Annotated in this window: 21 protein-coding genes and 4 pseudogenes; 15 read left to right on the plus strand and 10 right to left on the minus strand. The window is 47.5% G+C overall.

Going from position 1 to position 24,739, the window contains the following annotated elements; genetic code table 11:
- Positions 1-34: 34 nt before the first annotated feature.
- The 6 genes from OUY18_RS04760 to OUY18_RS04785 all read right to left on the minus strand — a co-directional run bounded on the left by OUY18_RS04760 (position 35) and on the right by OUY18_RS04785 (position 7,041).
- A complete protein-coding gene (locus OUY18_RS04760; RefSeq protein ID WP_268057587.1) occupies positions 35-805 on the minus strand; it encodes a response regulator transcription factor in 771 nt (256 codons plus the stop codon).
- A 309-nt stretch (positions 806-1,114) separates the two neighbouring features.
- Positions 1,115-2,530, minus strand: coding sequence for a phosphoglucomutase/phosphomannomutase family protein (locus OUY18_RS04765; RefSeq protein WP_268057588.1), 1,416 nt, complete (start codon positions 2,528-2,530; stop codon positions 1,115-1,117).
- Between the two features lie 60 nt (positions 2,531-2,590).
- Positions 2,591-4,987, minus strand: coding sequence for a GH36-type glycosyl hydrolase domain-containing protein (locus OUY18_RS04770; RefSeq protein ID WP_268057589.1), 2,397 nt, complete (start codon positions 4,985-4,987; stop codon positions 2,591-2,593).
- Between the two features lie 295 nt (positions 4,988-5,282).
- Positions 5,283-5,858: a uracil-DNA glycosylase gene (locus OUY18_RS04775; protein ID WP_268057590.1), complete on the minus strand. Its 576-nt coding sequence runs from the start codon at positions 5,856-5,858 to the stop codon at positions 5,283-5,285.
- A gap of 220 nt (positions 5,859-6,078) precedes the next feature.
- Positions 6,079-6,597: an isoprenylcysteine carboxylmethyltransferase family protein gene (locus OUY18_RS04780; RefSeq protein ID WP_326492979.1), complete on the minus strand. Its 519-nt coding sequence runs from the start codon at positions 6,595-6,597 to the stop codon at positions 6,079-6,081.
- 129 nt (positions 6,598-6,726) lie between these two features.
- Positions 6,727-7,041: a cupin domain-containing protein gene (locus OUY18_RS04785; RefSeq protein WP_268057591.1), complete on the minus strand. Its 315-nt coding sequence runs from the start codon at positions 7,039-7,041 to the stop codon at positions 6,727-6,729.
- A gap of 156 nt (positions 7,042-7,197) precedes the next feature.
- Between OUY18_RS04785 and OUY18_RS04790 the strand changes: the two genes are divergently transcribed.
- From OUY18_RS04790 to OUY18_RS04855, 15 genes and pseudogenes are all read left to right on the plus strand, one after another.
- Complete coding sequence (locus OUY18_RS04790) at positions 7,198-7,749, plus strand: hypothetical protein (RefSeq protein WP_419196116.1); 552 nt, start codon at positions 7,198-7,200, stop codon at positions 7,747-7,749.
- An 80-nt stretch (positions 7,750-7,829) separates the two neighbouring features.
- A pseudogene (locus OUY18_RS04795) lies at positions 7,830-7,955 on the plus strand (ParA family protein); the annotation flags it as partial.
- A 607-nt stretch (positions 7,956-8,562) separates the two neighbouring features.
- A complete protein-coding gene (locus OUY18_RS13865) occupies positions 8,563-8,775 on the plus strand; it encodes a YozE family protein (RefSeq protein WP_419196120.1) in 213 nt (70 codons plus the stop codon).
- The gene (locus tag OUY18_RS04800) at positions 8,745-9,026 is read left to right on the plus strand and encodes a VRR-NUC domain-containing protein (RefSeq protein ID WP_268057592.1); all 282 of its coding nucleotides are present in this window, start codon (positions 8,745-8,747) and stop codon (positions 9,024-9,026) included. The genes OUY18_RS13865 and OUY18_RS04800 overlap by 31 nt, the downstream gene beginning before the upstream one ends.
- Positions 9,007-10,383, plus strand: coding sequence for a DEAD/DEAH box helicase (locus tag OUY18_RS04805; protein WP_268057593.1), 1,377 nt, complete (start codon positions 9,007-9,009; stop codon positions 10,381-10,383). Before OUY18_RS04800 ends, OUY18_RS04805 begins: the two co-directional genes overlap by 20 nt.
- 54 nt (positions 10,384-10,437) lie before the next feature.
- A complete protein-coding gene (locus OUY18_RS04810; RefSeq protein WP_268057594.1) occupies positions 10,438-10,893 on the plus strand; it encodes a hypothetical protein in 456 nt (151 codons plus the stop codon).
- Positions 10,894-11,022: 129 nt separating this feature from the next.
- Positions 11,023-11,241: pseudogene (locus OUY18_RS04815) on the plus strand (HNH endonuclease); the annotation flags it as partial.
- Positions 11,241-11,837, plus strand: a pseudogene (locus OUY18_RS04820) (phage major capsid protein); the annotation flags it as partial. The pseudogenes OUY18_RS04815 and OUY18_RS04820, both read left to right, overlap by 1 nt.
- Before the next feature lie 15 nt (positions 11,838-11,852).
- Positions 11,853-12,128: a head-tail connector protein gene (locus OUY18_RS04825; protein WP_174192689.1), complete on the plus strand. Its 276-nt coding sequence runs from the start codon at positions 11,853-11,855 to the stop codon at positions 12,126-12,128.
- Between the two features lie 11 nt (positions 12,129-12,139).
- Entirely contained in the window at positions 12,140-12,499 is a 360-nt protein-coding gene (locus tag OUY18_RS04830; RefSeq protein WP_268057596.1) for a head-tail adaptor protein, read from the plus strand.
- Between the two features lie 78 nt (positions 12,500-12,577).
- Positions 12,578-12,997, plus strand: a complete 420-nt coding sequence (locus tag OUY18_RS04835; protein ID WP_268057598.1) for a phage holin family protein — start codon at positions 12,578-12,580, stop codon at positions 12,995-12,997.
- A 207-nt stretch (positions 12,998-13,204) separates the two neighbouring features.
- Positions 13,205-13,411 carry an SHOCT domain-containing protein gene (locus OUY18_RS04840; RefSeq protein WP_268057599.1) on the plus strand — a complete coding sequence of 69 codons (207 nt, stop codon included), beginning with the start codon at positions 13,205-13,207 and terminating at the stop codon, positions 13,409-13,411.
- Positions 13,412-13,462: 51 nt separating this feature from the next.
- Positions 13,463-15,022, plus strand: a complete 1,560-nt coding sequence (locus OUY18_RS04845; protein WP_268057600.1) for a recombinase family protein — start codon at positions 13,463-13,465, stop codon at positions 15,020-15,022.
- A 4-nt stretch (positions 15,023-15,026) separates the two neighbouring features.
- Positions 15,027-15,434: pseudogene (locus OUY18_RS04850) on the plus strand (integrase); the annotation flags it as partial.
- A gap of 8 nt (positions 15,435-15,442) precedes the next feature.
- Positions 15,443-17,011, plus strand: a complete 1,569-nt coding sequence (locus tag OUY18_RS04855; protein WP_268057601.1) for a recombinase family protein — start codon at positions 15,443-15,445, stop codon at positions 17,009-17,011.
- 29 nt (positions 17,012-17,040) lie between these two features.
- Here OUY18_RS04855 and OUY18_RS04860 read toward each other — a convergent pair whose 3' ends face one another.
- From OUY18_RS04860 to rlmD, 4 genes are all read right to left on the minus strand, one after another.
- Positions 17,041-20,451: a DEAD/DEAH box helicase family protein gene (locus OUY18_RS04860; RefSeq protein ID WP_268057602.1), complete on the minus strand. Its 3,411-nt coding sequence runs from the start codon at positions 20,449-20,451 to the stop codon at positions 17,041-17,043.
- Entirely contained in the window at positions 20,451-22,427 is a 1,977-nt protein-coding gene (locus OUY18_RS04865) for an Eco57I restriction-modification methylase domain-containing protein (RefSeq protein ID WP_268057604.1), read from the minus strand. Before OUY18_RS04865 ends, OUY18_RS04860 begins: the two co-directional genes overlap by 1 nt.
- Before the next feature lie 18 nt (positions 22,428-22,445).
- Positions 22,446-23,093: an IS66 family transposase gene (locus OUY18_RS04870; protein ID WP_268057606.1), complete on the minus strand. Its 648-nt coding sequence runs from the start codon at positions 23,091-23,093 to the stop codon at positions 22,446-22,448.
- Positions 23,094-23,533: 440 nt separating this feature from the next.
- Complete coding sequence (gene rlmD / locus OUY18_RS04875; RefSeq protein WP_326492977.1) at positions 23,534-24,727, minus strand: 23S rRNA (uracil(1939)-C(5))-methyltransferase RlmD; 1,194 nt, start codon at positions 24,725-24,727, stop codon at positions 23,534-23,536.
- Between the last annotated feature and the right edge of the window lie 12 nt (positions 24,728-24,739).

Below are 24,739 nucleotides of genomic sequence, written 5' to 3' on the forward strand. Positions count from 1 at the left end.
CATCGAAAAAGCAGGGCAAAAACTGCCGCCGTAATCATTGTTTATAGAGATTATTGCGGTATTCGTTGGGTGACATTTGCTTGATCTTTTTAAAGACCCGTGAAAAATGATTGACATCGTTGAAGCCCAGCGCATCTGAAATTTCGTAAATCTTTAAAGAAGGGTTTTGCCGCAGCAGCTCTTCCGCTTTCTTAATCCGGGTTTCGTTCAGCAGGTCACAGAAACTTTTATTCGTATATTTGTTCAGCAGCTTGCTGAGATACCACTGGCTCACATAGGCTTTTTCCGCAAGCTCCGTAAGCGTTAATTTATCTGCATAATGAAGTTCTATGTATTTTAAAGCGCCCCGCACAATAAAGTTGTTTGCCGGGCTTGTACCCTGTAATTCTTCCGCCGGTTTCTCTCCTGATTCCGGCATCCCTTTCTGCTGCCTTCGCAGATTTTCCGTCATGACCTGGAGCGCTTCCTCCAACTCATCCATTTTTGAAGGCTTCAGCAAAAACCGCGTTACGCCGATTTGAATCGCCCGCGTCGCATATTCAAAGTCCCGGTATCCCGTGAGGACGGTAATCTGCATGTTGGGGAACTCGCCTTTCAGCCCGGCCAGCATGGTGAGCCCGTCCATATTCGGCATTTTGATATCTGTAAACAGAATATCCGGATTGTTTGCCCGAATCACTTCTGCACCGGATTTTGCTTCCGATGCGGCGGCGACGACCCGGCAGTCATATTGCGCCCAATCGACCACCTTTTTAAGCCCTTCCACAATCATTTCTTCATCATCAATAAGAATTACTTTAAACATCTTGAATGCCTCCGAATCATCATACTGGAATTATAGCACAGAACGCAGAAAAAGCGGGTATATTTTTTCATGTTTATAAAAAATACACCCGTTTTATACAAAATCTATGAATGCAAACAGGGGATATCCTTAACCCTTCACCGCCCCGTCCGTCCTCCCTTTGACCCTCCTGTTCCTAACGATTCTCCGCTTTCCTGAATGCAAAATACGGTATGCGTCCAATTCTATATTCCTTTCCTATTTTCGTCAATAATAACATTATACCTCAAAAAAGCAGCCGCAATTTGCAGCTGCCTTTTTGAGGAGTGATTATGAAAGAGAAAGGAATTGTTTTAAAACATCGCTGGTTTCCCGCGCAGCCTCGAGGGTAGGCATTTCGCAAAAAATTCGCAGCAGTGGTTCTGTACCGGAAAAGCGTGCAATAATCCAGCCTTTATTTTTAAAGTAAACCTTACAGCCGTCCATATACGATACCTTTTCGATTTCGTACGGAAATTCCGGCAGCCGTTTATCCTGGAGCAGGATTTCGGTTATTTTATCTTTTACTTCCTGTGAAAACCGGAAGTCGCATTCCTCCATTTCGCAGCTCCCGTACCGATCGGTAATTTCGCTGTAGATCTCCGACAGCCTGCGGCCTGTGGTTGCAATCATTTCCACAAGCAGCGAAGCCGCATAAATGCCGTCCTTGCCTTGAATATGCCCGCGCACGGTCAGTCCGCCGGAGGATTCCCCGCCGATAATCGCATTGGTTTCCGCCATTTTTGAAGAAACATATTTAAATCCTACCGGAACTTCATAGCAGGTTTCTCCGAAATCCTCGGCAATACGGTCGAGCAGATGGGTTGTGGCAATGTTTCGCACCGCCGCTCCGTGCCATCCTTTAAACTTCATCAGGTAATAATAGAGCATGACCAGTATTTTGTTCGGGTGCAAAAACTCTGCCCGGTCATTAATTACGCCCAGCCTGTCGGCATCGCCGTCGGTTGCGATTCCAATGTCGCAGTGATGCTCCTCCACATAATTCATCAGCCCGGCAAGTGTTTTGCTGTTCGGCGCGGGGAGCCTGCCCCCGAACAGCGCGTCGTGCCGCTCATGGATGATATCCACATTGCATCGCGCCGTAAGCAGAATGGTTTGCAGTGCCGTTTTACTGACCCCGTACATCGGGTCCAGTACAATTTTGAGGTTGCGGCTTCGAATCGCGTCCATGTTAATGGAACGGATGATACTGTCAATATATTGATTCATCGGATCAATCATCTGAATCATGCCGTTTCTTACGCCGTCTTCAAACGGTATCCGCTTTATTTCAGCCGGGTCTATATTTTTTATGTACTGTTCCAATTCCCCTGTTAACCCTTCGTCGGCGTCACGCCCGCCCTCCATAAAAACCTTAATCCCGTTGTAAATGGCAGGATTATGGCTGGCGGTTACCGCCATGCCGTAAGGCAGCCCGTAATATTGCACCGTAAACATAATTAACGGAGTAGGCGATTCCCGGTCGATCAGGCGGCAAAGGATTCCCTCCCCCGCCATAACCTCCGCGGCCCATTGGGCCGCTTCTTTTGACAGGAACCGCCGGTCATATCCGATTACGAATCCGCTTGCCGCTTTCTCTTCGTCTTTTAGCTTTCCGGCAATGGCGGCCGTTAAAAGCTGGACATTTGCTTTGGTAAATTCGTCACCGATGACTGCGCGCCATCCGCCTGTTCCAAATTGAATCATATCTTCATCCCACTTTTCTCCGTACAAAAAACCGCTCTGCACGGCGAGCGTTCTGTCCGTTTATCCCATAACCACATGAACCCGGTGCTGTGTTCCGGTTTTCTGCACCGGAATGCCGTCGGAAACGATTTTTCCGTCCAGTTCCATGGTTTTAACGCCCTTGCTGACACCGCACGGATTCTCAACATGAATCTGATAGGCGGCGCCGCGCCAGACGCGGGTAACATCAAAACTGCCCCAAGCCTTTGGAATGCACGGGTCAACGATCAGACGGTCGAAATCCGGTCTTATGCCGAGAAGGTATCTCGTTGCGGCAAAATACGCCCAGCCGCCCGAGCCCGTCATAAACGGATGCCTTGCCCGCCCGAAAGCAGTATGGTCTTTTCCCATGACAAACTGGCAGTAAGAGTAGGGTTCCGACTGCCGAACTTCGATTTCATCATTTTGGTTATAGGGCAGCAGGGCATTGTAAAATTTCATCGCCCTGTCTCCCCGCCCAAGTGCCGCCTCGGCACACCATGCCCACGGATTCGGATGACTGAAAATCGAACCGTTTTCCTTAACGCCCGGATAAACCCGCGTGACAAACCCGATTTCGTCATCATCCTTTGTATAAGACGGCGCATTGAGCATCAATCCGTATTTTGTATAGAGGTATTTGTCGACGGAATCCATCGCCTTAACCGCACGGTCCCGGTCAGCCACACCGGAAAAAACCGCCCAGGTGTTGGACTCCATATGTACCTTGCCTTCTTCATCGTTATGCGTACCGATTTTCCTGCCGCCGGCGGTAATCCCACGGATATACCACTCGCCGTCCCACAGGTTATCGTTGCAGGCCTTTTTCACCTTTGCAGCCATCTTTTCATAGGTCTCCACTTCCTCGATTTTTCCGATAAAGCGGGACAAATCAAGGAAATGCTGAATTGCCCAATAGTGCAGGAAGGAGACCATGGCGCTTTCTCCGCCGCCTAAATTCAGGCAGTCATTCCAATCGGCGCGAAGCCCTTTGCAGATTCCCGTGGCGCCAACCTGTCTGTCGGAAAAATCAAGAATCCGCATCATATGCTCATAGACCGTACCTTCTCCGCCGTCGGCATAGGTAACCGTTTCATCCAGAAGGGAAACTTCCCCTGTTTCCTTAACGTATTCGCTGATCGCGGCAACCAGCCACAGGGCGTCGTCCGAGCAGGCGTCCTTGATTCCGTGAACCTTTTCTTCCATGCTGAGCGTGGGAATCACCGTCGGGGATTTGAAGCTTTGCTGTTTTCCCTGAAGGGCGGGGTCGAACCACTCCGGCTGAAACAGGTGCAGCCCGTAGCCCTGCTGTGTGAGGCCGCGGCAAAGTTCAATAATGCGCTGCCTGCACTTTTCCGGATTGGAGGATGCAATGGTCATCGCGTCCTGGGAAGTGTCGCGGAATCCCAGGCCGGTTCTGCCGCCCACTTCAATAAACGAAGCGAACCGTGAAAATAGAATGTTTACTTCGGACTGATATAAATTCCAGATATTTAACGAAGTGTTCATTCCCGGATTCGGGGTGCTTACCTGAAGCTTGCTAAGCTTTTCATCCCAGAAAGCCGCGAGGTCGGAAAACGCTCTGTCCACATTCGCCGGATCCGAATATTTTTTTCGCACGGGGACGGCTGCTTCGCGTTTTCCGTCGCCCAAAAGAAAGGCAAGCCGAATATCCTGCCCCGGCTGCAAAACGAGTTTCTTTTGCAGGGCGGCGCAGTGGTTGCCTGTTTTTTCAAAACTGCCGCTGCATTCTCCTTTTTCCACCGCAATCGGATTCCTTTCGTCGCGGTAAGCGCCCAAAAAGCGATCGCGCAGGCAGTCGAATCCGTCGGGTGCAAAGCTCGCGGTAAACCACTGGTAGCCAAATTCTTCATAATAAAGGTCGTATTCAATGATCCCGTCGGCATAACTGGAACCGGATGCATACAGGCTCATCTGAAAATTCTGATTGTCCATATCGATTTGGTGGAACGAAAACTCAAGGTAAGAGTAAACGCTGAGACGGCGCGGCCGGGTTCCGTTGTTTTTCAGGACCACATCCCATAATTCGACCGGCTCGTTCAGGGGAATGAAAACCGTCTGGCAGGCGGAAATCTCATTATAATCACAGCTGTATTTCGAGTAGGACAGCCCATGCCTGCATTCATATTTCGCTTTGGTCAAATCCTTTGCGACAGGCTGCCACGAAATGCTCCAATACTCGCCGGTGTCGTCGTCGCGCAGATACACATAATGGCCGGGACGGCTGATCGGCGCATTCGGACGGAAGCGCGTAATGCGGTGGTACTGCGGAGATTTATAAAAGACATAACCGTCCGCGGTTTGGCTAAGAATGGCGCACATATCGTTTACACCGATATAATTTGTCCAGGGAACCGGTGTGTTTACGTGATCAATGACATATTCTCTATTTTCATCGTCAAAATAGCCGTATCTCATTCTCCCAATTCTCCTTCGGTTTCTATTCTGAATAAATTATAGAACAGATCCGAAATCGAATAAATAACAGATGTTGTACTTAATTGTATATTCTTGTGTAGCTTCATAAAGAGCCGGAACAAGTGCTTCCGTGCATGCCGATTATCCGCCGGAGCGTGCCGCCAACCGGAATGCCTTGAAGCCCAAAAAGGGTATAAAAAAACGGGGTATCTTCCTTTGAAAATACACCCGCTGTTTTTTGGGAAAACCGCTCGTAAGTTGATGACTACCGTTTCAAATTAAGGATATGAAAGAATCATCGTTTACTATATTCTTGTGCCAGCATATCCAAATCCTCCATAAAATGACGCGTCAGATTAGGACGTCTCCTTACCGCCAGCGGATGATAGGAGACAATGCATGGATATCCCAGTACTTCATGCCATGACCCTCTCAGATTCTTTACATGGGCCTCCTGATCGCCAAACATCGCCTGAACAACGGTGTCCCCCAGACAAACGATGAATTTCGGCTGCATCGTTTGTATTTGCTGAATAAGAAACGGTTTGCTGAAAGCCCTGACTTCTTCTTTGTTATACCGACTACGGGGCCTGCACTTTAAAAGATAAGTTAAATAGACATCACCCGGCGCCAAATTGACTCGATGCAAAGCGGTCTGCAACGTTTGCCTTGTTCCGCAGACATACTCTTTGCCATCCACGTCTTCGCGGGCACCGGGATTATCTAAAATGATAACAATAGGCGCATTGGGATTTCCTTCTCCCCAAATGACACGCGATTTTTCCGTGCATATTTCACATTGTTTATAACCGGCGGCTTCTTTCGGCCATTGATCTTCCGGCCAAATCACAGGTTCAAAGCTTGAGTCCATAACAACTACTCCAAATATCATAAAAATCTTTTTATCTTATAATATCCGCAGTAATCGATTGAATATTCTTTTTGTAATAATCACTCTAAGCCGATTCTCCGGCGGCTGATTGAAAAAGTCACCGTCTGCGAGGACAAATTCACGGTGGAATTCAAGTCCGGCGTGACGGTGGATGTAAATGTTTTTCTGCTCCGCATCTATTTTCCGTTTTACAGAATACTTAAAGGTATCTGCGAACTTTTTTACAATAGCTCCTATACTCTTCGCCGTAGATTTTTTTCAAAGAATCTTCTTCACGAAGAACCTGCCTATTCAATAACCATAGCCCTGCTATTAGATATAGGAACAGGATAGAATTCGGAAAGATGAAGAATATCCCGATTAATACCAATCCGAAGGCTATATAAAGTGGGTTGCGGCTAATTGCAAAAGCTCCGGAAGTTACCAACGGACCGGGATGGTCTTTATCGATACCGACTCTAAGACTCATTCCAAAGGAAATCAAAGCGGATAGGAAAAGGAATAGCCCCAATATACATAATCCTGCCCCGACCCAACGAATCATTTCATTATGAAATAGTGCAAATCCCAACTTTGGTAAATTGAAAGCATTGGCAAGTATAAGATAAAAATACAGTAACCCAAAGGGAGGAATCAGAAAATCTTTTTTATCCGTTTCCCCAAATTTCAGAGCTTTTATCCCTTTTCTACGCATGAACAAGATGCGGGATAGGACCATTATCACAAGCAAGATGATTGTTATGACTGCAAAATATCCCTGTATAATGATCCCCTCTTTATTTTATAGAATTCAGGCGTCTGCAAAACACAGCAACGCGCGTAAACACGCATTCATAGGACCCGTCCGTCAGCTTTTCGGGGCAGGCGCTTTTACGATTATTAACTCTAAAGTTTCCTCATGCAGGTTTTTCACATTCATTTTGGTTTGATAGGGGATTTTCAGCAGAGTGCCGGCCTCGTATTCATGCACCTCCTGATCATTCAAGCCGATCGAAAGCTTCCCGCGAACAACGGTCATATAAACATTCGAGTTGGCAAAGTGTTCCGGCATCCCCTCTTTTTTGTTAAACACCATGTGCAGATAGTGCAGATTATCATCGAAAATAACCTTCTCGACAGCCTTTTCATTCCCTTTTGACAATTTAAATATCTGCTCAACCATAAATGATGCCTCCTTATTTTTCAATTTACATTCATTATATATGGAATAACAGCCCCTGTATGTTGCAATTGCAACATATTAAACAGCTATTCAAGGGCTAAATATCATTTATAATTCTAATTAATATTAACATCTAACCTGAACACGCGCCAAACTATGACATCTGGTCTGCTTTGTCACGATAAAATATGGCCCTTTGGACTTATTCCCGCGAACAGTAAAAAGCATGATTTTCAAGGCACCAATTTTAACCATGAAACCTCGGAAATGGCTTATTTACTGGGCTTTTCACACACTCACTTCTCCACCCTCGACATCAATACCACTGTCTCAACGGTATTACCAAAGTCCCACAAAGCTCCAGACAGCTACATTAATATAACCGTAGACTTTGGCAATGGGGATGGAATGATACCTATCGACACTATTCATAATAGACTTACCCTTAATAATATAGCTCAAAGGGCAGAGGCATACAAGCCAAAACCACGAACTACTTACAAAATGCTTCAAGAATATATTCTCGAAAAATATAGCTTCAAAGTCCATACCGCATACATTGCTGAAGTAAAACGTGGCTTAGGTTTGCCAATGTACGATGCTCCTAATGCAGTTGAAACACTAAAACAGCCAAGGAAGCACCCCACTCCTATTCAAGTAGATGCTATCAAAGATGCACTAACTTATTTTGAAGTAATACAAAACTAAATATGGATATGAAAATTGCTTCTTAATTTTATAAGGGGCAATTTTTATATATACAAGCCAATTTTAAGTTGCCTATTTTTATGACCAAAATCGAAAGGAGGAACAGACAGTTGAACGCAAAGACAATCGCCATCACCAACCAAAAAGGCGGTGTTGGTAAAACCACCACCTGTGCAAACTTAGGTGTGGGATTGGCACTTGAGGGTATTGTCATTCCGTTTGGTGCCAAGATTGAAGGCAATACCGACATCAAGAATTATGGCGAGTATTTGTATGAAAACGCTGGTGAAAGCATTCTGGCTTGGATCATTGAAGGTGCAAAGAAAGTAATCGCACTCGACTACCAGATTCCAGTTCCCGACTGTGTGGCGAAAGCCATCAATGAATACCGCAGTCAGAATGACTGGTTCGGGCATTTTCTTGAATATAAATGTGAAGCCGGCCCTTCATTTAAGGAAAGCTCCGCGGCCCTGTACCAAGCGTACCGGAACTATTCTCTCGACTGTAACGAATATGTTCGCAGCACTGCGGATTTCTATTTTGCTCTGGAGAAGGCTGGATTTGAACGGCTGACGCTGAATCGAAAACGCTATTTTAAGGGTCTTCGCATTCGTGAGGATACCGGCGCCGAGGAGGATTTTCTGAAATGAATGGCACCGATGACAAGGTGTATCAACCTCTCTACACAGACTTTTCTATAGGCCATAAAAAATCATATAAGAAAAAGTTCGTGCAGCTACCTTGATACACCTTGTAAAAGTCCGAAAAATCAACGTTTAGAAAGGGTTTGTAGATATGCAGTTTTACACTTGGATGAAACACAATTTCTTAACTGACGATTCCCCGAAAGGCAATCTGGCACGTGACATAAAGGATGATGGTTTTTATTTTCCGAAAGCTGGCAGACATGACAAGGTAAAAAAATATCTCATTTGTAGAAATGCCAGTGACAAATGTCTGAAAACGTTCGAGGAATGTTGGAAGGAGTATACGGAATGCGAGAAAAAGATATTGAAAACAAATTAACGCTGGCAGTTAAAAAGGCAGGCGGCATCGCCCTGAAGTTCGTGTCTCCAGGTTTTGCGGGAATGCCAGACCGCATCGTCTTATTATCTGACGGCCTTATCGCCTTTGCGGAACTGAAGGCACCCGGAAAGAAGCCGCGCCCGCTCCAGTTGGCAAGGCACCGGCTGCTTCGGTCGTTGGGTTTTAAAGTATATGTGATCGACAGCGTAAAGCAGATTGGAAGGATGCTGGATGAACTTCAAGCCACATGATTATCAGAAATATGCTATAGACTATATCGAAACGCATCCTATCGCCGCAGTTCTCCTCGATATGGGCCTTGGCAAAACTGTAATCAGTCTGACGGCCATCAAAGACCTGTTGTTCGACAGTTTTGAAGTTCACCGGGTTCTCGTCGTCGCACCGCTCCGCGTCGCCCGCGATACCTGGCCTTCCGAAATCAGAAAATGGTCGCACCTCAAAGAACTGACCTATTCTGTTGCAGTAGGAAATGTAAAGGAACGCAGAATCGCCCTAATGCAGAATGCCGATATCACCATCATAAACCGTGAAAATCTCGGATGGTTGATTGACGAGTCCGGATTCCCATTTGACTTTGATATGGTCATTCTTGACGAGCTCTCTTCCTTCAAAAATCATCGGTCAAAGCGCTTCCGTTCCATGATGAAAGTAAGGCCCAATGTAAAACGTATCGTAGGACTCACCGGTACCCCTTCATCAAATGGCCTTATGGATCTCTGGGCGGAGTTCCGCCTTCTGGATATGGGCCAGCGCCTCGGACGGTTCATTACCCAGTACCGCACGAATTACTTCATGCCGGATAAGCGAAATGGTGAGATCATCTATTCCTATAAGCCGCTGCCGGGCGCGGAGGACACCATCTACCGGGAAATTTCGGATATCACGATTTCCATGAAGTCGACGGATCACCTAAAAATGCCAAAGCTCATCAGCAGCGAATATGAAGTCCGCCTGTCCGATGAGGAACAGAAACGGTACGACAGCCTAAAGAAGAATCTGGTTCTGCAGCTTCCGGCCGGCGACATCACAGCCGCCAATGCCGCGTCCCTCTCCGGAAAGCTGTGTCAGATGGCCAACGGTGCCGTTTACTCTGACACCGGAATCGTTGTTCACATTCATGACCGAAAGCTGGACGCACTGGAGGACCTGATCGAAGCGGCAAACGGGAAGCCTGTGCTGGTGGCCTACTGGTTCAAGCATGACTTCGCCAGAATATCCGAGCGGCTGCACAAACTCCACATCCCGTCCTCCTGCCTTAATACTTCCGACAGCATCCGCAGATGGAACAACGGCGAACTTCCCGTGGCCCTCGTGCATCCCGCTTCTGCCGGGCATGGGCTGAACCTGCAAAGCGGCGGCTCAACGCTCATCTGGTTCGGGCTGACATGGTCGCTGGAGCTCTACCAGCAGACAAACGCCCGTCTCTGGAGACAGGGCCAAACCGCAAGCACTGTGGTGATTCAGCACATCATCACAAAGGGAACCATTGATGGTCGCATTCTGAAAGCCCTCTCGCATAAGAACCACACACAGGCAGCCCTGATCAACGCCGTGAAGGCGGACCTGAAAATCAGAGACAACTTTTGACAATCCGTGCCAATCCGAGTGAAACTTTCAATTCATCTTTACGGAGGTACGGTTATGCAGATAGCATGGAAATACCTGAATAAAAGGGCTGCCGCCTTGGATGCCCTCAAGGACTACGGCAGCATGCAATTCATTCTGGAACACACGCCCGACAACATCCGAGCGGAGCATGAAAAGATAGAAAGCGTCCGCAGTCCCAGTTTTGATAGGATGCCGCACGCCTATAACCCGCAGGCCTGTGAGGAACGCATTTTAAACGGCATCGAGGAAATCGACGTGCTGAAAGAGCGGTACTGGCAGGCGCTGGAGTACATGGCGTGGTTCCAGCCAGCGTGGGAAAATCTGACCGAGGGTGAGCGGTATGTGCTGAAAGCGTTTTACCTTTCCAACGGAACAGATGAACCCGTTGGCACAGTCTGTGAGCACTTCAGCATAGAGCGTTCCTCCGCCTACAACAAAAAGAACCGCGCGCTGAAGCATCTGGCGCTGCTGCTGTACGGAAAGCAGTAAAGTGAGTAAAATCGTGGACGACTTTCCCGTTTGAGTGTGCTATACTAATAGCATAGAGAACTGAAAAGGTGAAAGCCATCGAGGAGAAATCCCCGGTGGCTTTTTTGATACCCGTGAGGAAGTGAATGAATGCCGTATAAACCAAAACGTCCGTGCCGTTACCCCGGGTGCCCGCGTCTAACTGACGGTACCTACTGCGAAGAACACGTGAAGCTTGTGCGGCGGCACTACGAACAGTTTACCCGAGGTTACTCCACCAGCAAGCGCTACGGCAGAGCGTGGAAGAAAATCCGTGACCGTTACGTCCGCAAGCATCCGCTCTGTGAGCAGTGTTTGAAGGAAGGACGCTAACCGAGGAACTGCTTTACGACAACGCCTTCAATCTGGAGAACTACATCATTGACCAGTTCGGCAAAGCGTTCGGCAATGCCGAAGAGGACGCTTTCCTGAACGGCAGCGGAACCGGAAAGCCGACCGGCATCTTTGCGGACAAAGGCGGCGGTGTAACGGCTGTAACCTTAAGTGGTACAAAGCTCGCGACGGATGATATTCTCACCCTGATTTATGCCTTGAAGCGCCCGTACCGCAAGAACGCCTGCTTTATTCTGAATGACTCCACCCTCGCGGCAATCCGCAAACTCAAGGACAACAACCAGGCCTACATCTGGCAGCCGTCCTATCAGGCTGGCGAACCGGACAGGCTCTGCGGATATCCGGTGCGCACTTCCGCTTATGCGCCTGCTCTTGAAGCCGGAAAAGCCGCGATCGCCTTCGGTGATTTCAGCTACTACAACATCGGTGACAGAGGAACCAGAAGTTTTCAGGAACTCCGCGAGCTCTTTGCCGGTAACGGAATGATTGGCTATGTGGCGAAGGAACGTGTCGACGGCAAGCTCGTGCTGCCGGAAGCCGTCCAGATTCTGAAAGCCGGAGCGAGCACATAAGGGCGGTAATTCATTATGCTGATTACACTGGATGAAGCAAAGCTTTATCTGCATATTGACTCTACAGATGAGGATTCCATGATAACGGGATTTATAGAAACAGCGGAGAAACTATGTATGAACATCGCACGTGTAGACGAAACGGGGCTTCTTGCTTCAAAAGAAACCGCTCGGATTGCGGAGCTTTACGCGGTGGCCTATCTGTACGAAAACCGGGAAAACGCGGATTTCAAGGAGCTGACTTCCATGCTCCGTGCCATCCTTTTTGGCATCCGCAAAGACACGTTTTAGGAGCGCCTGCCATGAGATACAAAATGCACATCAGTGAACTGCGGACCTTAATCCGCATTCAAAGGAAAGTGGTCACCGGCACAGGTATTCACAAAACGACCGACTGGATTGACCTTGGAAACCTGCTTCCCACTGACCCGCCCCGTTATCTGCGGTGCAAATGGTATCCTTTGGGCGGAACCGAAGCGTGGATTGCCCAGTCCGTCCAGGTGATTGACGCGGCGAATGTTGTTTTGCGGTATAATCCGCTGATTACCGCTTCCTGCAGGCTGATCCGTGGCAACATTGTTTACACAATCATCGACCCGATGGACCCGGACCAGCACCGCGAATGGATAGTTTTTAAAGTCAAGGCTTCTTTAAGCGTTTGATCCTTTCAGAAAGCTTTTGAGCGGTCGTCCATACGGGCGGCCGCTTTTTTCATGCACAAATTCAAGGAGGCGTGTCTTATGAAAGAATTCTGGAATTCCATACAATTTGTGTTTGCTGCCATCGGCGGGTGGCTCGGCTATTTTCTCGGTGGCTGCGACGGCCTGCTCTATGCGCTGCTCATCTTCGTCATCTGTGACTACATCACCGGCGTCCTGTGCGCAATTTCAGACAAGAAGCTCTCATCCGAGATCGGTTTCAGGGGAATCTGCCGGAAGGTGCTGATTTTTCTGCTGGTCGGAATCGGAAACGTAATTGACGTGCAAGTTCTCGGCCAGCCGGGCGTGCTCCGGACGGCAATCATCTTCTTTTATCTCTCGAACGAAGGCCTATCCCTGACAGAGAATGCGGCGCACCTCGGGCTTCCGATACCGGAAAAGCTTAAGGCCGTGCTGGAGCAGTTGCATGACCGTGATGAAAAAGGAAAGGAGGACAAGTAACGTGGCTGTCAAAGAGATTGACGGATTGGTATGGTAGGGGTCTATTGATTTCAACAAGGGTAAAGGCAAATCCCAGTAAAATAACATATTGCACAGCATTTATCTTGCCTGCGAGTGTTCCCTCATCGGAATGCCCGCAGGCTTTTTTTATTTTCTTTCGCTCAAGTCGTTCCTCCATCTCCAGTGAAAAGTGGAGGTGGATAACCGATGGCGGAAGAAGCAAAAACGAATAATACCGGATTCTTTACACCGGAAAAGCTGCAGGGTGACTTCGATTACTACCGCGCTCAGAAAATTGCAGAAGCCATGCTCGCAAACGGTCTGATTTCACAGGCTGAATTCAACAAATTAACGGACATCAATCGCAGAACTTTCTCCCCTCTGTACGTGGAAATCATGCCGAAAATTGCTTGATACTTCTGGCATTCAGAGTGATAGATAGACGTACCAAGAGGAGGTAGGTCCATGAAAAAGGTCACGAAAATTGAGGAAAACAAAAAGGCCAATTTCAATGGTAAGAAGCTTCGCGTAGCCGCTTATTGCCGTGTTTCGACCGATTCTGATGAACAGGCAGAAAGCCTGAAGGCCCAGAAGGAGCACTATGAAATTTACATCAAGTCGCGTGATGACTGGGAGTTCGCTGGGCTTTATTATGATGAAGGTATCACTGGCACAAAGAAAGAGAAGCGTCCGCAGCTACGGAAAATGATGGCCGACTGCAAAGCTGGAAAGATCAATTTCATTTTAACCAAATCCATCAGTCGTTTTTCCCGGAATACGGCTGACTGTCTTGAATTGACGCGAAAACTTCTTACACTGAATATTCCCGTTTACTTTGAAAAGGAAGACATCAACACCGGGGCAATGGAAAGCGAACTGTTCCTTTCTATCCTGTCCAGTATGGCTCAAAACGAATCTGTTTCCATTTCGCAAAATAGCAAATGGTCGGTTCAGAAACGATTTGAAAACGGGACCTTCAAAATCAGTTACCCACCCTACGGCTATGACTGGGACGGAGAAAAGATGGTTATCAATCCCGCTCAGGCCCAAGTTGTAAAACAGATTTTTTCTGAAACGCTGTCCGGAAAAAGCAGCCCTGCCATTGCAAAGAAACTCAATGTCGGGCATATTCCCAGCAGGAGAAGCGGGCATTGGACCAGTACGACTGTCCGCGACATGTTGACAAACGAAAAATACACCGGCGATTGCCTATTTCAAAAGACATATACCGATTCCCAGTTTAACCGGCGTCACAATTGCGGTGAGAAAAACCGGTACTTATTACAGAACCATCATGAGGCAATCATCAGCCATGAAGACTTCAACGCGGCGGCGGCACTCATTCGTGAACGCGCCGCTGAAAAAGGCGTAGAAAAGGGAAACCGCAAATACCAGAATCATTACCCTTTTTCCGGGAAGATTCTCTGCGGCGAATGCGGCAGCACATTTAAAAGAAGAATTCACACCTGCTGCGATTCCAAATATGCTGCATGGTGCTGCAAAACGCACATTGAGGACAAGAGCAAGTGCTCGATGAAGTTCATCAGAGAGGATGCGATTCAGCTTGCCTTTGTCACAATGATAAACAAGCTGGTCTTTGCGCACCGTTTCATTCTGAAGCCCTATGTTGATACCATCAAAAGCTCATCTGCCGACGATGCGGTTCGCCGCGTCCAGAAAATTCAGACGCTCTTGCTGCAGAATGCCGAACAGCGTGAAACGCTACAGAAACTCATGGCACAAGGATACCTCGATAAAATCCTTTACAGCAAAGAAAAGAATGAACTCCTGATGCAGGCCAATGACCTCCGGGCGGAAGCTGATTCCCTGAATAACCGAAAAAGTGAAGGCATCCACACGGTTACAGAAGCGACCGCCCTTCTCCATTTTACGGAAAAAGGCGTCATGCTGGATGATTTTGACGGGGTGCTTTTTGAAAAATTCGTTAACCGCATTCTTGTAAAATCTAGAAATGAACTCTGCTTTGAGATGAAATGCGGTCTGACGCTGACAGAAAGGATTTGAGGCCATGGGACATACACCATTCGGATACCGGATTGAAAACGGAATTGCCGTCGTTGACAAAGAGAATGCCCAGAAAATACGAAAGCTTTACGCCAGTTATCTTTCCGGACTTTCCCTTGCCGGGGCCGCCAAAGAAGCCGGTATCGAAATGTACCACTGCTCTGCAAAACGCATCCTGAGAAACCGGCATTACCTCGGCGATGACTTCTATCCGGCCATTATCGATGCAGATACATTCCGGAAAGCAGAGGAAGAGTTGGAAAGCCGTGCTGAGAAGCTCGGCCGGAAGAACAGGAGAAAGGAAACAGTTCCACAGGCACCGCCGACGAGGTTTTCCGTAAAACCTGCAGAAAAGCATTTTAACGACCCGGTTCTGCAGGCGGAATACCTCTATGGGCGGATTGAAAGCGAGGCAGATTCATGGGAAAAGTCATGCTCATTCCTGCAAAAAGGCAGGTCGGGAACAATGAGAGAAATGAAGAAAATCCAAGGCTGAAAGTTGCAGCCTACTGCCGGGTTAGTACGGACAGTGATGAACAGGCGACAAGCTACGACGCACAGGTCAAACACTACACGGAATACATTCAGAAGAATCCGGAATGGGAGTTCGCAGGCATCTACGCCGACGACGGCATCTCCGGCACGAACACCAAGAAGCGGAATGAATTCAACCGGATGATTGACGACTGCATGGCTGGAAACATCGATATGATTATCACAAAATCCATCAGCCGGTTTGCCCGAAACACGCTGGACTGCCTGAAATACATCCGGCAGCTCAAGGACAAGAACATCCCGGTCTACTTTGAAAAGGAATCCATCAATACATTGGATGCAAAAGGTGAAGTCTTGCTGACAATCATGGCCAGCCTTGCCCAGCAGGAAAGTCAGAGCCTTTCGCAAAACGTAAAGCTCGGCCTGCAGTACCGCTACCAGCAGGGAAAAGTGCAGGTCAATCACAACCGATTTCTCGGTTATACCAAAGACGAGAACGGCCATCTCATCATTGACCCGGAACAGGCAGAGATTGTAAAGAGAATTTACCGCGAATACCTCGAAGGCTCCAGCATGGACAAGATTGCTATCGGGCTTGAGGCAGATGGCATCCTCACCGGAGCCGGAAATACAAAATGGCACACCAGCACCATTAACAAGATTCTCCGCAACGAAAAGTACATGGGTGACGCCCTGCTTCAAAAGACTTATACGGTCGACTTTCTTACCAAGAAGCGAATCAAGAATAACGGCACGGTTCCGCAGTACTATGTGGAAGCCGACCATGAAGCCATTATCCCGAAGGACATTTTTATGCAGGTACAGGAAGAACTGGTCCGCCGCCGCGTGGTGTATGTCAGCCCTTCCGGCAGAAAAAGGAATTTCTCCTGCAGCCACCCGTTCGCGCAGATGATCTACTGCGGGGAATGTGGGGAGCTTTACCGCCGGATTCACTGGTGCAACCGGGGCAAAAAATCCATTGTCTGGCGCTGCATCAGCCGGTTGGAGTCCACTTCGGCAAAAGAGCCCTGCCGCAACCGCACGGTGAATGAAACCGTATTGCAGGATGCTTCCGTAAAAGCAATAAATCAGGTTCTTGAAGATAAAGACCACTTCACAAACGCCCTGCAGCAGAATATCGCCGCTGCCGTACGGCAAACAGATACCCTTTCGCCAGAGGGGATTCAGAAACGGCTGGAAGAACTGCAAATAGAGCTCATCAAAAGAGCAAACAATCAGGACGATTACAAGGCCATCACAGATGAGATATTCCGGCTCCGGGCACAGAAAAAGCAGTCTGAATCCGAAAACACGCTTCGAAATGAAACCTTAAGCCGCATCCGCGAGTTGCAGAAATTCATCGCCGCTCAGCCGACCGAACTCACTGAATTTGACGAGACTCTGGTCAAGCGGCTGATTCAGAAAATCACCGTCTACGCGGACAAGTTTACGGTGGAATTCAAGTCCGGTGTAAGCGTGAATATAAAAGAATAAGAGTAAGCTGTCTTGATAGGCAATTTACCTTACAGGTTGAACAGCTTTTTCATCTCTTCTTCAAGCGTTCCGTTCTTTGCATAATCCAGCGTGTCGCATAGCTTAATATTGTGCTTATCGATATGGATCTCATCACTGAATCCAAGAATGTACCTTAGGCAAATCCGGTAGATGATTTCTGTCGGTGCACAACCATATACCTGTTTTGCAAAGATATGATTCAATCTTTCCGCATTATCAGGATACAAAACTTTCATACGGTTGCTTTGGTATAGGCGGGTAACAATCTCTGTGATATACATACCCGATTTCATATAAAGGTCAGCAAACGTATTGTTCGGATCATCGAAGCACCCGGGATTCTCCTGCTCCAGGCGATCAACCATGTTCTTGACCACACGTTTTGGCGTGAAAATTTGGTTTGTTTTCTGTGGCGGAATATAATCAAAGATGTCACCTTTGCTGGTCTCATTAAAGTAATCGGCCAGTTTGGCGCGTTTCTTCATAAATTCCAGAACTGCATCATTAAAGACAACTTCATCAAACAGGTGGCCGTCAAAATGTTTCTTGTGTTCCTCGTCTCGAATTCCGTTTCCATTCTCATTCTTTTGGTAGTAGTCGCCGCCATCGCGAAGCATACGGAACTCATCAAGTGTCACACCTTTACCGGTCTGCGGATTAACAGTCACTTCCCAGAATACATCTGCTGGTACGAGTGAATCGAAATTTGCCAGTGTCGTATTTTCATCACCATAGGCCATAAGAAATGCAGGTATGGCACGGGAAAAACCACGCAGGTGATCCCTCACGCTGCCTTCAATAGAATCTTTCTTATTATTAAGTTTTTCCGTCTCTACTGTTTTGACGATGGTTTCCGCTGCCTTCTTGACGGTTTCATTACTGTGGAGCTTTTGGTATATGCTGTTTACCATGCTATTATATTCTTTAATGCTTCGTTTCTTATATTCTTCAGCAAGCTTTGAGATTTCCGACATGGGAGCGCCTGATTTTTGTGCATCGGCGATTTTGTCTTTACGTTCTTTGACAAGTTGGTGATTGCGGATAGCGTAATCACCGTATTCATGGTTGACTACAGTGTCCGTGGTATCCTGAATTTTCCGCTCCATCTGATTCTGTGTAGATTTTTTCAGGTCATGGCCATACTGCGTTTTTGCTGAGTCTATAAGCGTATTGGCTATAGGCTTGGAAAATTTTTCGCGAAGTTCCTTCAGTTCATCCTTCTTTGGATCCTTTGTCATCTCAACCTGTTTGGTGATGTCCTCAACTGCAGCTGCCAGCTTTTGATCGACATCCCCATATACTTTGTCTCCGAAAAGCTCGCTTGCCGTGCCGATAACCTGTTCCTTCGGGACTTCCACGTTACCTTTTTCATTAAGATTTAGCTTATCAGCTGTCCCTTCGTCAACCTCGACAGGCGCCAGCGTCTTGGGTTCCTCAATTGCCTGCATGCCATTGATAAGATCGATGATCTCTTTCGGTGCTCCGAAAATGCCGGAAATGTTGGCAAAAAGGAAGTTGGACATGAAACCGCGCTCTACGACTTCCTTAGCATGGATGTGCCGCGGAATCGTGAGAACAGACTCGGCATCCAGTTCTATCATAGATCCCTGGTCATCCTCGCCATAAACAGGGAAAAAATTTAGAAGCTCACGGACATGCTTCTTACGCTGGTCGAAGTCTCCTTTGTCGCCCGCTGTTTCAGGAATCAGGTCATTGGCGAACTTTTCAAATATCGTCAGTGTACGCGCCGGATCAAAGTCAAAGACATAAGCGTTCTGTTTTCTGTAAGAGTTGCCCTGTGCATCATGAAACAGGCACGGATTTTGAGCGCGGAAAGCGGCCTGCATGTACAGTGCCGGGCTTGCCATGTTCGAAAGCATGAGAACTGCCGTCCACTCCGGAATCGTGACACCGGTTGTGAGTTGGCCGACAGACAGAGTAATGGTCTTATCGTATTCTTTGATGGCCTTGGTAACACGGTCGAATGCCTTCTCGTTTTCATCATCGTCATCCAGCCTGCCGTCGCCCGCTGCAAGAATAATGTGATAATCCTTAAACACGGGATGAAGCTCCAGCTTCTTTGCCAAAGCCCTTGCACTTGCGACCCGATTCAGCAGCCAGAACGTATGTTTCAGCTCATTTCGCAGCTCTGGTGTGGAAAACGGGAACTTTTCCTGACGTGTCAGTGCATCGAGGAACTTGTCCACATCCGCGTCATGGATAAACTTGCCCGATTCGTTCGTTTCAAAAAAATCATTCAGCGTGAATGCATATTCCTTAACACCTTTATCTGCCAGATCAATGCCTCGTTTTACCTTGTCGCGGACGATATCCGACATCTTATATGTAAACAGGCTGAGCTGCGGAAGGTTTTCATACGGGTTCTCGATTTCGCTGGAATCATTCCAATCACGCTTCTTCTTCTGCTCGTCTGCATACGTCCAGTTAAAGATCGCATCCTCCGCAAATTTGTCGTTTGCCAATGCCTTAAACGGCGTACCGGAAAGATGCAAGGTCCATTTGCGCTTAATATGACGAAAGGCGGTATATGTCCTGTCGGTATAAACGCCTTCATGCGCCTCATCTACAATCATAATGTCCCAGTTAAGGCCTTTTTCATTTATTTCTGGCAGCTTGTCGTGATCCCCGCCTAAATAGAGGGAGCCTTTCAAGTCCTGCAGGCTCACAAATTCAATGCAGCCTTTAATTTGGCTATTTTGATCCGGCGCCTTGTCAAAATACTCCTGAGGGCTCAGCACATATTTTTTATCTTTAATGCCGTCCACCCTGCTGACAAAGAGATACCCCGACTGCGGGCCGAAAAACGTCTCATAGTCCGAATACCACGAGTTTGCAATCGCCGGGCGGTTTGTCACAATCAGAATATTCGTCGCATGAAGTCTTTTGCACAGATCATAAGCCGAAAGCGTCTTGCCAAAACGCGGTTTTGCATTCCATAAAAATTCGCCGTTGAGGTGGGACTTAAAGTAAGCAAGCGCCTTCTCGACCGCTTTGTTCTGCTCATCGCGGAGCTTATATGGAATGACTGCGTCCGCGTCATGGTCGGAAACAACGCCGTGATTCTGGGTGAAATCGACAAAATCGCCTTTTGCGGTATTTGGCGCAATGCGGAACCACTCCGTGCCTTCCTCACGATTGACGCCAAGCTTCTTCAGATAAGCGTGAAAGTCCTTATCGGTAAAGGTTCCGAATGGTTCCGTCATATATGCTGCGCGCAGGTGCCACCATGTTTTATGCGGCACGCCGACGGTATGCGTCTGCTCTTTGATGCGGGTTTCCACATCCCGCTCCGTAAAGCCGATCTTTGTCCAACCGTCATGCACAGGTACTCCCGGCGTCGTATACGCATAGCATTGGGGAACAACCGGATAAGCTGTTTTGATCTTTATGCCCGCCATCACGCCATCTCCTTGACATGTGATTCGATGAAGGCTATCTCCTTTTCATCAAGCCCATACTTGCGATACAGCTGTAAATCGATTTCATGAACGGATTTTGACCAGTCAATATCGGAATTTGAAGTGAAATCTTGAAGAGGTACATATTCCCATTTTGATGGAGTTAAATCTTGTGTAATCTTAACTATGCCCAACATCGCACGCAAAAATTTTGTTTTAATGTATTTCATCAAATTGTTTGCTTCATCCAAAGTGTCGCACAAACCGATTCCCACAAAAGACTCTGTGGCTCCAACACCGGGTTCGCATATTTCCGGTAAAGTAAGCACTTCTCCGAATTCTCCGGTGCCATTTGCTTTTGGAATGAATAACTTATATTTATCCAGATTTGGAACATTATTTACATAATCTCTTCGAATATATTTATAAGTTCTTTCGTTGTTTTGCCTTCCTAAAATGCTAACATATTCATTCTCATCCTCGGGTTTAGATGTAAAAAACACTTGGGGCAACTTATCAAATGCATTTGATTTAATATCGTAGGCATGCCCATTACTAAGCTGACTTGCAGCTTTTGGAAAATCATCATGTAGTTTTTGTGTGTAATGATAGGCAAAGCTCGTAACCACAATATTCATAATAGATTTGAATCCATTGGCTTGCCTAACTTTAGAAAGAATCATGTTTAGCTCTTTATAGGGAGTAAAATGCTCAATTGGGCCAAATTTCCGCCTTGTATCATGATAAGTAATTGCTACACCACCTTTTATATCTGTGTTTTGAAATACTTTGCTACTGTCCTCTTCATAACTTAAAACTTTAAGATTTGGATCTGACAGCATTTTTTCATTCCAAGCCTTTGGCGTTTTTCCTGCATCAAATAAAAAACGTGCGGGTGTAATTAACTCCACTGAATCCGCCACTTGATATACCGCATCCATAAAATTATTGTAGACAGGTTTATCTGATGTGTTTTGCAAAGTTTCTTGATATGGTGGATTTCCAATCACAAAATCGAAAAGTTTATGTCCCATAGAATTTCTCTCCTTTAACTTGTTAAAAAGATTGGAGTTATCTCTTCGCCAGTCGTATATTTTGCATGGTATAGCTTCTGGCTCATCATTGGCCAGATCGGCCATTCCCGGGATGAAATCTGCCAGTGTCATCTGAGGGTACTCTTCATATGGCTTTCCGAGCGGGACAGTGTCTTTCAGGCCGTCCATCTGCCAGATGTTCCATACAATTTTATTTGCCACTGTCTGAAGCAGCTTCCCGTCAGGGTTCTTGTCCCACCGTTCCTGATAGTAGTCGATAAATGTCAGGAGCAAATTGATTCGGGCTATCAAGAGATTGTCGCCCTGATACTCGTACCCGTAGGTCGCCTCGAATGCCCGGATTGCCCATTTGACCCACTCGTCGTAATCCGCAGCATTTTCATTCACAATGCGGAGCTTCCGGTCGAGCTGCCCAGTCCGACGCTTTGGCGGTACGATCAGCTGCCCGGTTGACACATCATAGCGGGATACAAGATAAGGCGCCTCTCCACAGGTAATTTCCAGTCGCCGCGAATCCACATACTGTTTCCAGTTTTTTCTTTTTGGAAACGCAATCAGTTCGTCAGCAACCGTCCATGTGTGGTCATCATTTTCTGCATTAAATATATCTTTCCTGCCGAACCATTCCTCATCACAGTAATTGTTCATCAGGTTGCATAGCCATGCCGGGGTGAAAACCTCGGCCTTTTTTCGTGTGCGTTCCTGCTGCGCTTCCTGAGATTTCTGGATGCGGGGCTTGATGATGTCCGCATGCTGCAAGAGAAGGCTGCGGCTTATCGGCTCCTTATCTGTGAAGCCATGTCCAAGTTTCTCATAGGTATCGGTTGCCCAGATAATATTTTTCTTTGTTGATTTATCCTTAAGAAGCAAATCCAAAAGAGAGGCCACCGGACCGCTCTGAATGTCTATAAGTTTTTCCACAAACGGATTTTCCCTCCTTTAAGCCTGTTCATTATCTTCCGTATTGCTTTCTTCTGATGCGCCGCCGGATCTGATCCATTTGTCAATTTCGGACAATTTGAATTTCCAAAGCCTGCCGACCTTATAGGCAGGCATATTACGCTTATTGATCCATTGCAGGATGCTTTCGCGTCCAACTCCGGCAAGGTTGTTGCTGATTTCCAGCCGCCCATCATCCAGATAATGAATGAGACGCGGCCACTGTTCCACAAGATAGTGCAGTGCCTGGCCGAGGGCGGACTTCGGCGCCGCGTTTCTCGTCTTTACCCATGCCAGGATGGCGTCCAGAATCGGTTTTGCCTGACTCTGCCGCTGCTTTTTCCGCTCCTCTGGCGACAGTTCCGCGATCCTGTTTTCTATTTCAAAAAGCCTGCTGCAGTACAGCAGCCCGATTCCAGCGGAAGATGTTTTCTGCTGGGACTTTGGCAAAGCTTTTACTGCCTTGTCAAATTTCCGCCGCGCATGAGCCCAGCAGCCGACCAGCGTAACATTTTCCAGCTTTCCGTAGGCCTGGTAACCGTCCGTATGCAGATATCCGCGGAAACCCTTCAAAAACGAAATTGGATTATCTGCTTTTCGATCCGGCTGGTATTGATTCAGCCGGAAGCATCTCCATCGGAATGCCACCTCTTGTGGCTCGTTCTCCACTGTCAGCAGTCTAGCTGATTTATCATCAGTAATAGATTTTACTGCAGATGAGGGAGCTTTCTCATTTTTCTTTCTTGACCTATAAATAAATACTGCGCAGATAATCATAGCTGCTACAATACATATTCCGGCTACTACGTACTCCACAGCTGAGCCCTCCCCTTTTTACTATTCCAAAAAAGAAATGATAAATTTCGCGACTGCATTTCCTGACATCTATCCTCGACACGCAGCATCAAAAAACATCTAATCCACTGCCTCAAAGGCTAACATCTAATCTGGCAACTCAACTATGTGACAGAATTCTGGAACAGCTTCAGAAGCGCTCCGTAGATAAGTTTCCACAAAGCAACTTGCTCCAGTCAGCAGAATTAGTCATCAACCCCGTAAGCGCCCTGAAATCAAAGGCTTTTCAGCCGTTACTTTTTTACCCTTGACATCAATACGCACGTCTCAACGTGATTCGTATGCGGGAACATATCTACCGGCTGAATGGCTTCCACGCGGTAGCCGCATTTCGTCAGGTACAGCAGGTCGCGCTCCTGTGTCTCCGGGTTGCAGGAGATGTAGACGATTTTTTTAGGGGCGAGCGTTACGAGCGAGGACAAAAAGGTTTCGTCGCTGCCGGCGCGCGGCGGGTCCATAAAGACAACGTCTGCGGTTTCCTTTTCCCTCGCCATTTCCAGCATGAATTCTCCCGCGTCCGCGCAGGTAAAGTAGGCATTTTGAATTTTGTTGCGCTTCGCGTTTACAATCGCGTCGCGGACGGCGTCCTTATTGACTTCCACCCCGATGACGCGCCCCGCCTGCCGGCTGGCGATCAGCCCGATGGTTCCGATTCCGCAGTAAGCGTCGATGACGGTTTCTTTTCCGGTAAGCTGCGCGAGTTCCATGGCTTTGCCATAAAGAACCTCCGTCTGCACCGGATTGATCTGGTAAAAGGATTTGGCGGAAATACGGAACACACAGCCGCAAAGGGTATCTTCGATGGTTCCCGGCCCATACAGGACTTTTTCGTTTTCACCCAAAACCAGACTGGTATAATGATTATTTACATTTAAAAGGATGGTTGTAATTTCAGGATGCTTCTTTAAAAGCGCCTTGACAAAATTGTTTTTTGAGGGGAATACCGGCGTTCCCGCGACAAGAACAACCATGATCTGTCCGCTGGAAAATCCGCGCTTCACGAGCACATGGCGCAGGAACCCGCGGCCGGTCGCCTCGTCGTATGGCTGGAGCTTAAAACCGGGCATCAGGTTCCGTATGGTGACGATAATCTCATCCGCTTTTTTATCCTCCGTCATGCAGCTGCTGACCGGTACGATCCGATGCGTACTGGACTGATACACGCCCGAAATGATCTTTCCCTTTCTGTCCGCGCCAAACGCCGCCTGTACTTTGTTGCGGTAATGGTACGGATTTTTCATGCCCAAAATCGGGCTGACCTTATGGAATTTCCCGAGCAGCTTTTCCACCCGGTTCTGTTTCCATTGGAGCTGCCGGGGATACGTCATATTCTGAAGCTGGCAGCCGCCGCATTTATGATAAAGCGGACAGGCGTCCGAATTTACGGCCCGCTCTTCTTTTGCTGTTTTTTCCGTTTTCTCTGTCACTGTGTTAACTCC

The organism is Caproiciproducens galactitolivorans, assembly GCF_026672255.1.
GTDB lineage: Bacteria > Bacillota > Clostridia > Oscillospirales > Acutalibacteraceae > Caproiciproducens > Caproiciproducens galactitolivorans_A.

What these genes read in the sequence shown, in the direction of transcription:
- OUY18_RS04785 (WP_268057591.1), bottom strand. Translation starts at nt 7,041, where the DNA reads ATGGTTGAGCAGATATTTAAATTGTCAAAAGGGAATGAAAAGGCTGTC.
- OUY18_RS04800 (WP_268057592.1), top strand. Translation starts at nt 8,745, where the DNA reads ATGCGAGAAAAAGATATTGAAAACAAATTAACGCTGGCAGTTAAAAAG.
- OUY18_RS04760 (WP_268057587.1), bottom strand. Translation starts at nt 805, where the DNA reads ATGTTTAAAGTAATTCTTATTGATGATGAAGAAATGATTGTGGAAGGG.
- OUY18_RS04790 (WP_419196116.1), top strand. Translation starts at nt 7,198, where the DNA reads ATGACATCTGGTCTGCTTTGTCACGATAAAATATGGCCCTTTGGACTT.
- OUY18_RS13865 (WP_419196120.1), top strand. Translation starts at nt 8,563, where the DNA reads ATGAAACACAATTTCTTAACTGACGATTCCCCGAAAGGCAATCTGGCA.
- OUY18_RS04775 (WP_268057590.1), bottom strand. Translation starts at nt 5,858, where the DNA reads ATGGACTCAAGCTTTGAACCTGTGATTTGGCCGGAAGATCAATGGCCG.
- OUY18_RS04825 (WP_174192689.1), top strand. Translation starts at nt 11,853, where the DNA reads ATGCTGATTACACTGGATGAAGCAAAGCTTTATCTGCATATTGACTCT.
- OUY18_RS04845 (WP_268057600.1), top strand. Translation starts at nt 13,463, where the DNA reads ATGAAAAAGGTCACGAAAATTGAGGAAAACAAAAAGGCCAATTTCAAT.
- OUY18_RS04835 (WP_268057598.1), top strand. Translation starts at nt 12,578, where the DNA reads ATGAAAGAATTCTGGAATTCCATACAATTTGTGTTTGCTGCCATCGGC.
- OUY18_RS04765 (WP_268057588.1), bottom strand. Translation starts at nt 2,530, where the DNA reads ATGATTCAATTTGGAACAGGCGGATGGCGCGCAGTCATCGGTGACGAA.
- OUY18_RS04770 (WP_268057589.1), bottom strand. Translation starts at nt 4,987, where the DNA reads ATGAGATACGGCTATTTTGACGATGAAAATAGAGAATATGTCATTGAT.
- OUY18_RS04830 (WP_268057596.1), top strand. Translation starts at nt 12,140, where the DNA reads ATGAGATACAAAATGCACATCAGTGAACTGCGGACCTTAATCCGCATT.
- OUY18_RS04805 (WP_268057593.1), top strand. Translation starts at nt 9,007, where the DNA reads ATGAACTTCAAGCCACATGATTATCAGAAATATGCTATAGACTATATC.
- OUY18_RS04860 (WP_268057602.1), bottom strand. Translation starts at nt 20,451, where the DNA reads ATGGCGGGCATAAAGATCAAAACAGCTTATCCGGTTGTTCCCCAATGC.
- OUY18_RS04855 (WP_268057601.1), top strand. Translation starts at nt 15,443, where the DNA reads ATGGGAAAAGTCATGCTCATTCCTGCAAAAAGGCAGGTCGGGAACAAT.
- OUY18_RS04810 (WP_268057594.1), top strand. Translation starts at nt 10,438, where the DNA reads ATGCAGATAGCATGGAAATACCTGAATAAAAGGGCTGCCGCCTTGGAT.
- OUY18_RS04840 (WP_268057599.1), top strand. Translation starts at nt 13,205, where the DNA reads ATGGCGGAAGAAGCAAAAACGAATAATACCGGATTCTTTACACCGGAA.
- OUY18_RS04780 (WP_326492979.1), bottom strand. Translation starts at nt 6,597, where the DNA reads ATGGTCCTATCCCGCATCTTGTTCATGCGTAGAAAAGGGATAAAAGCT.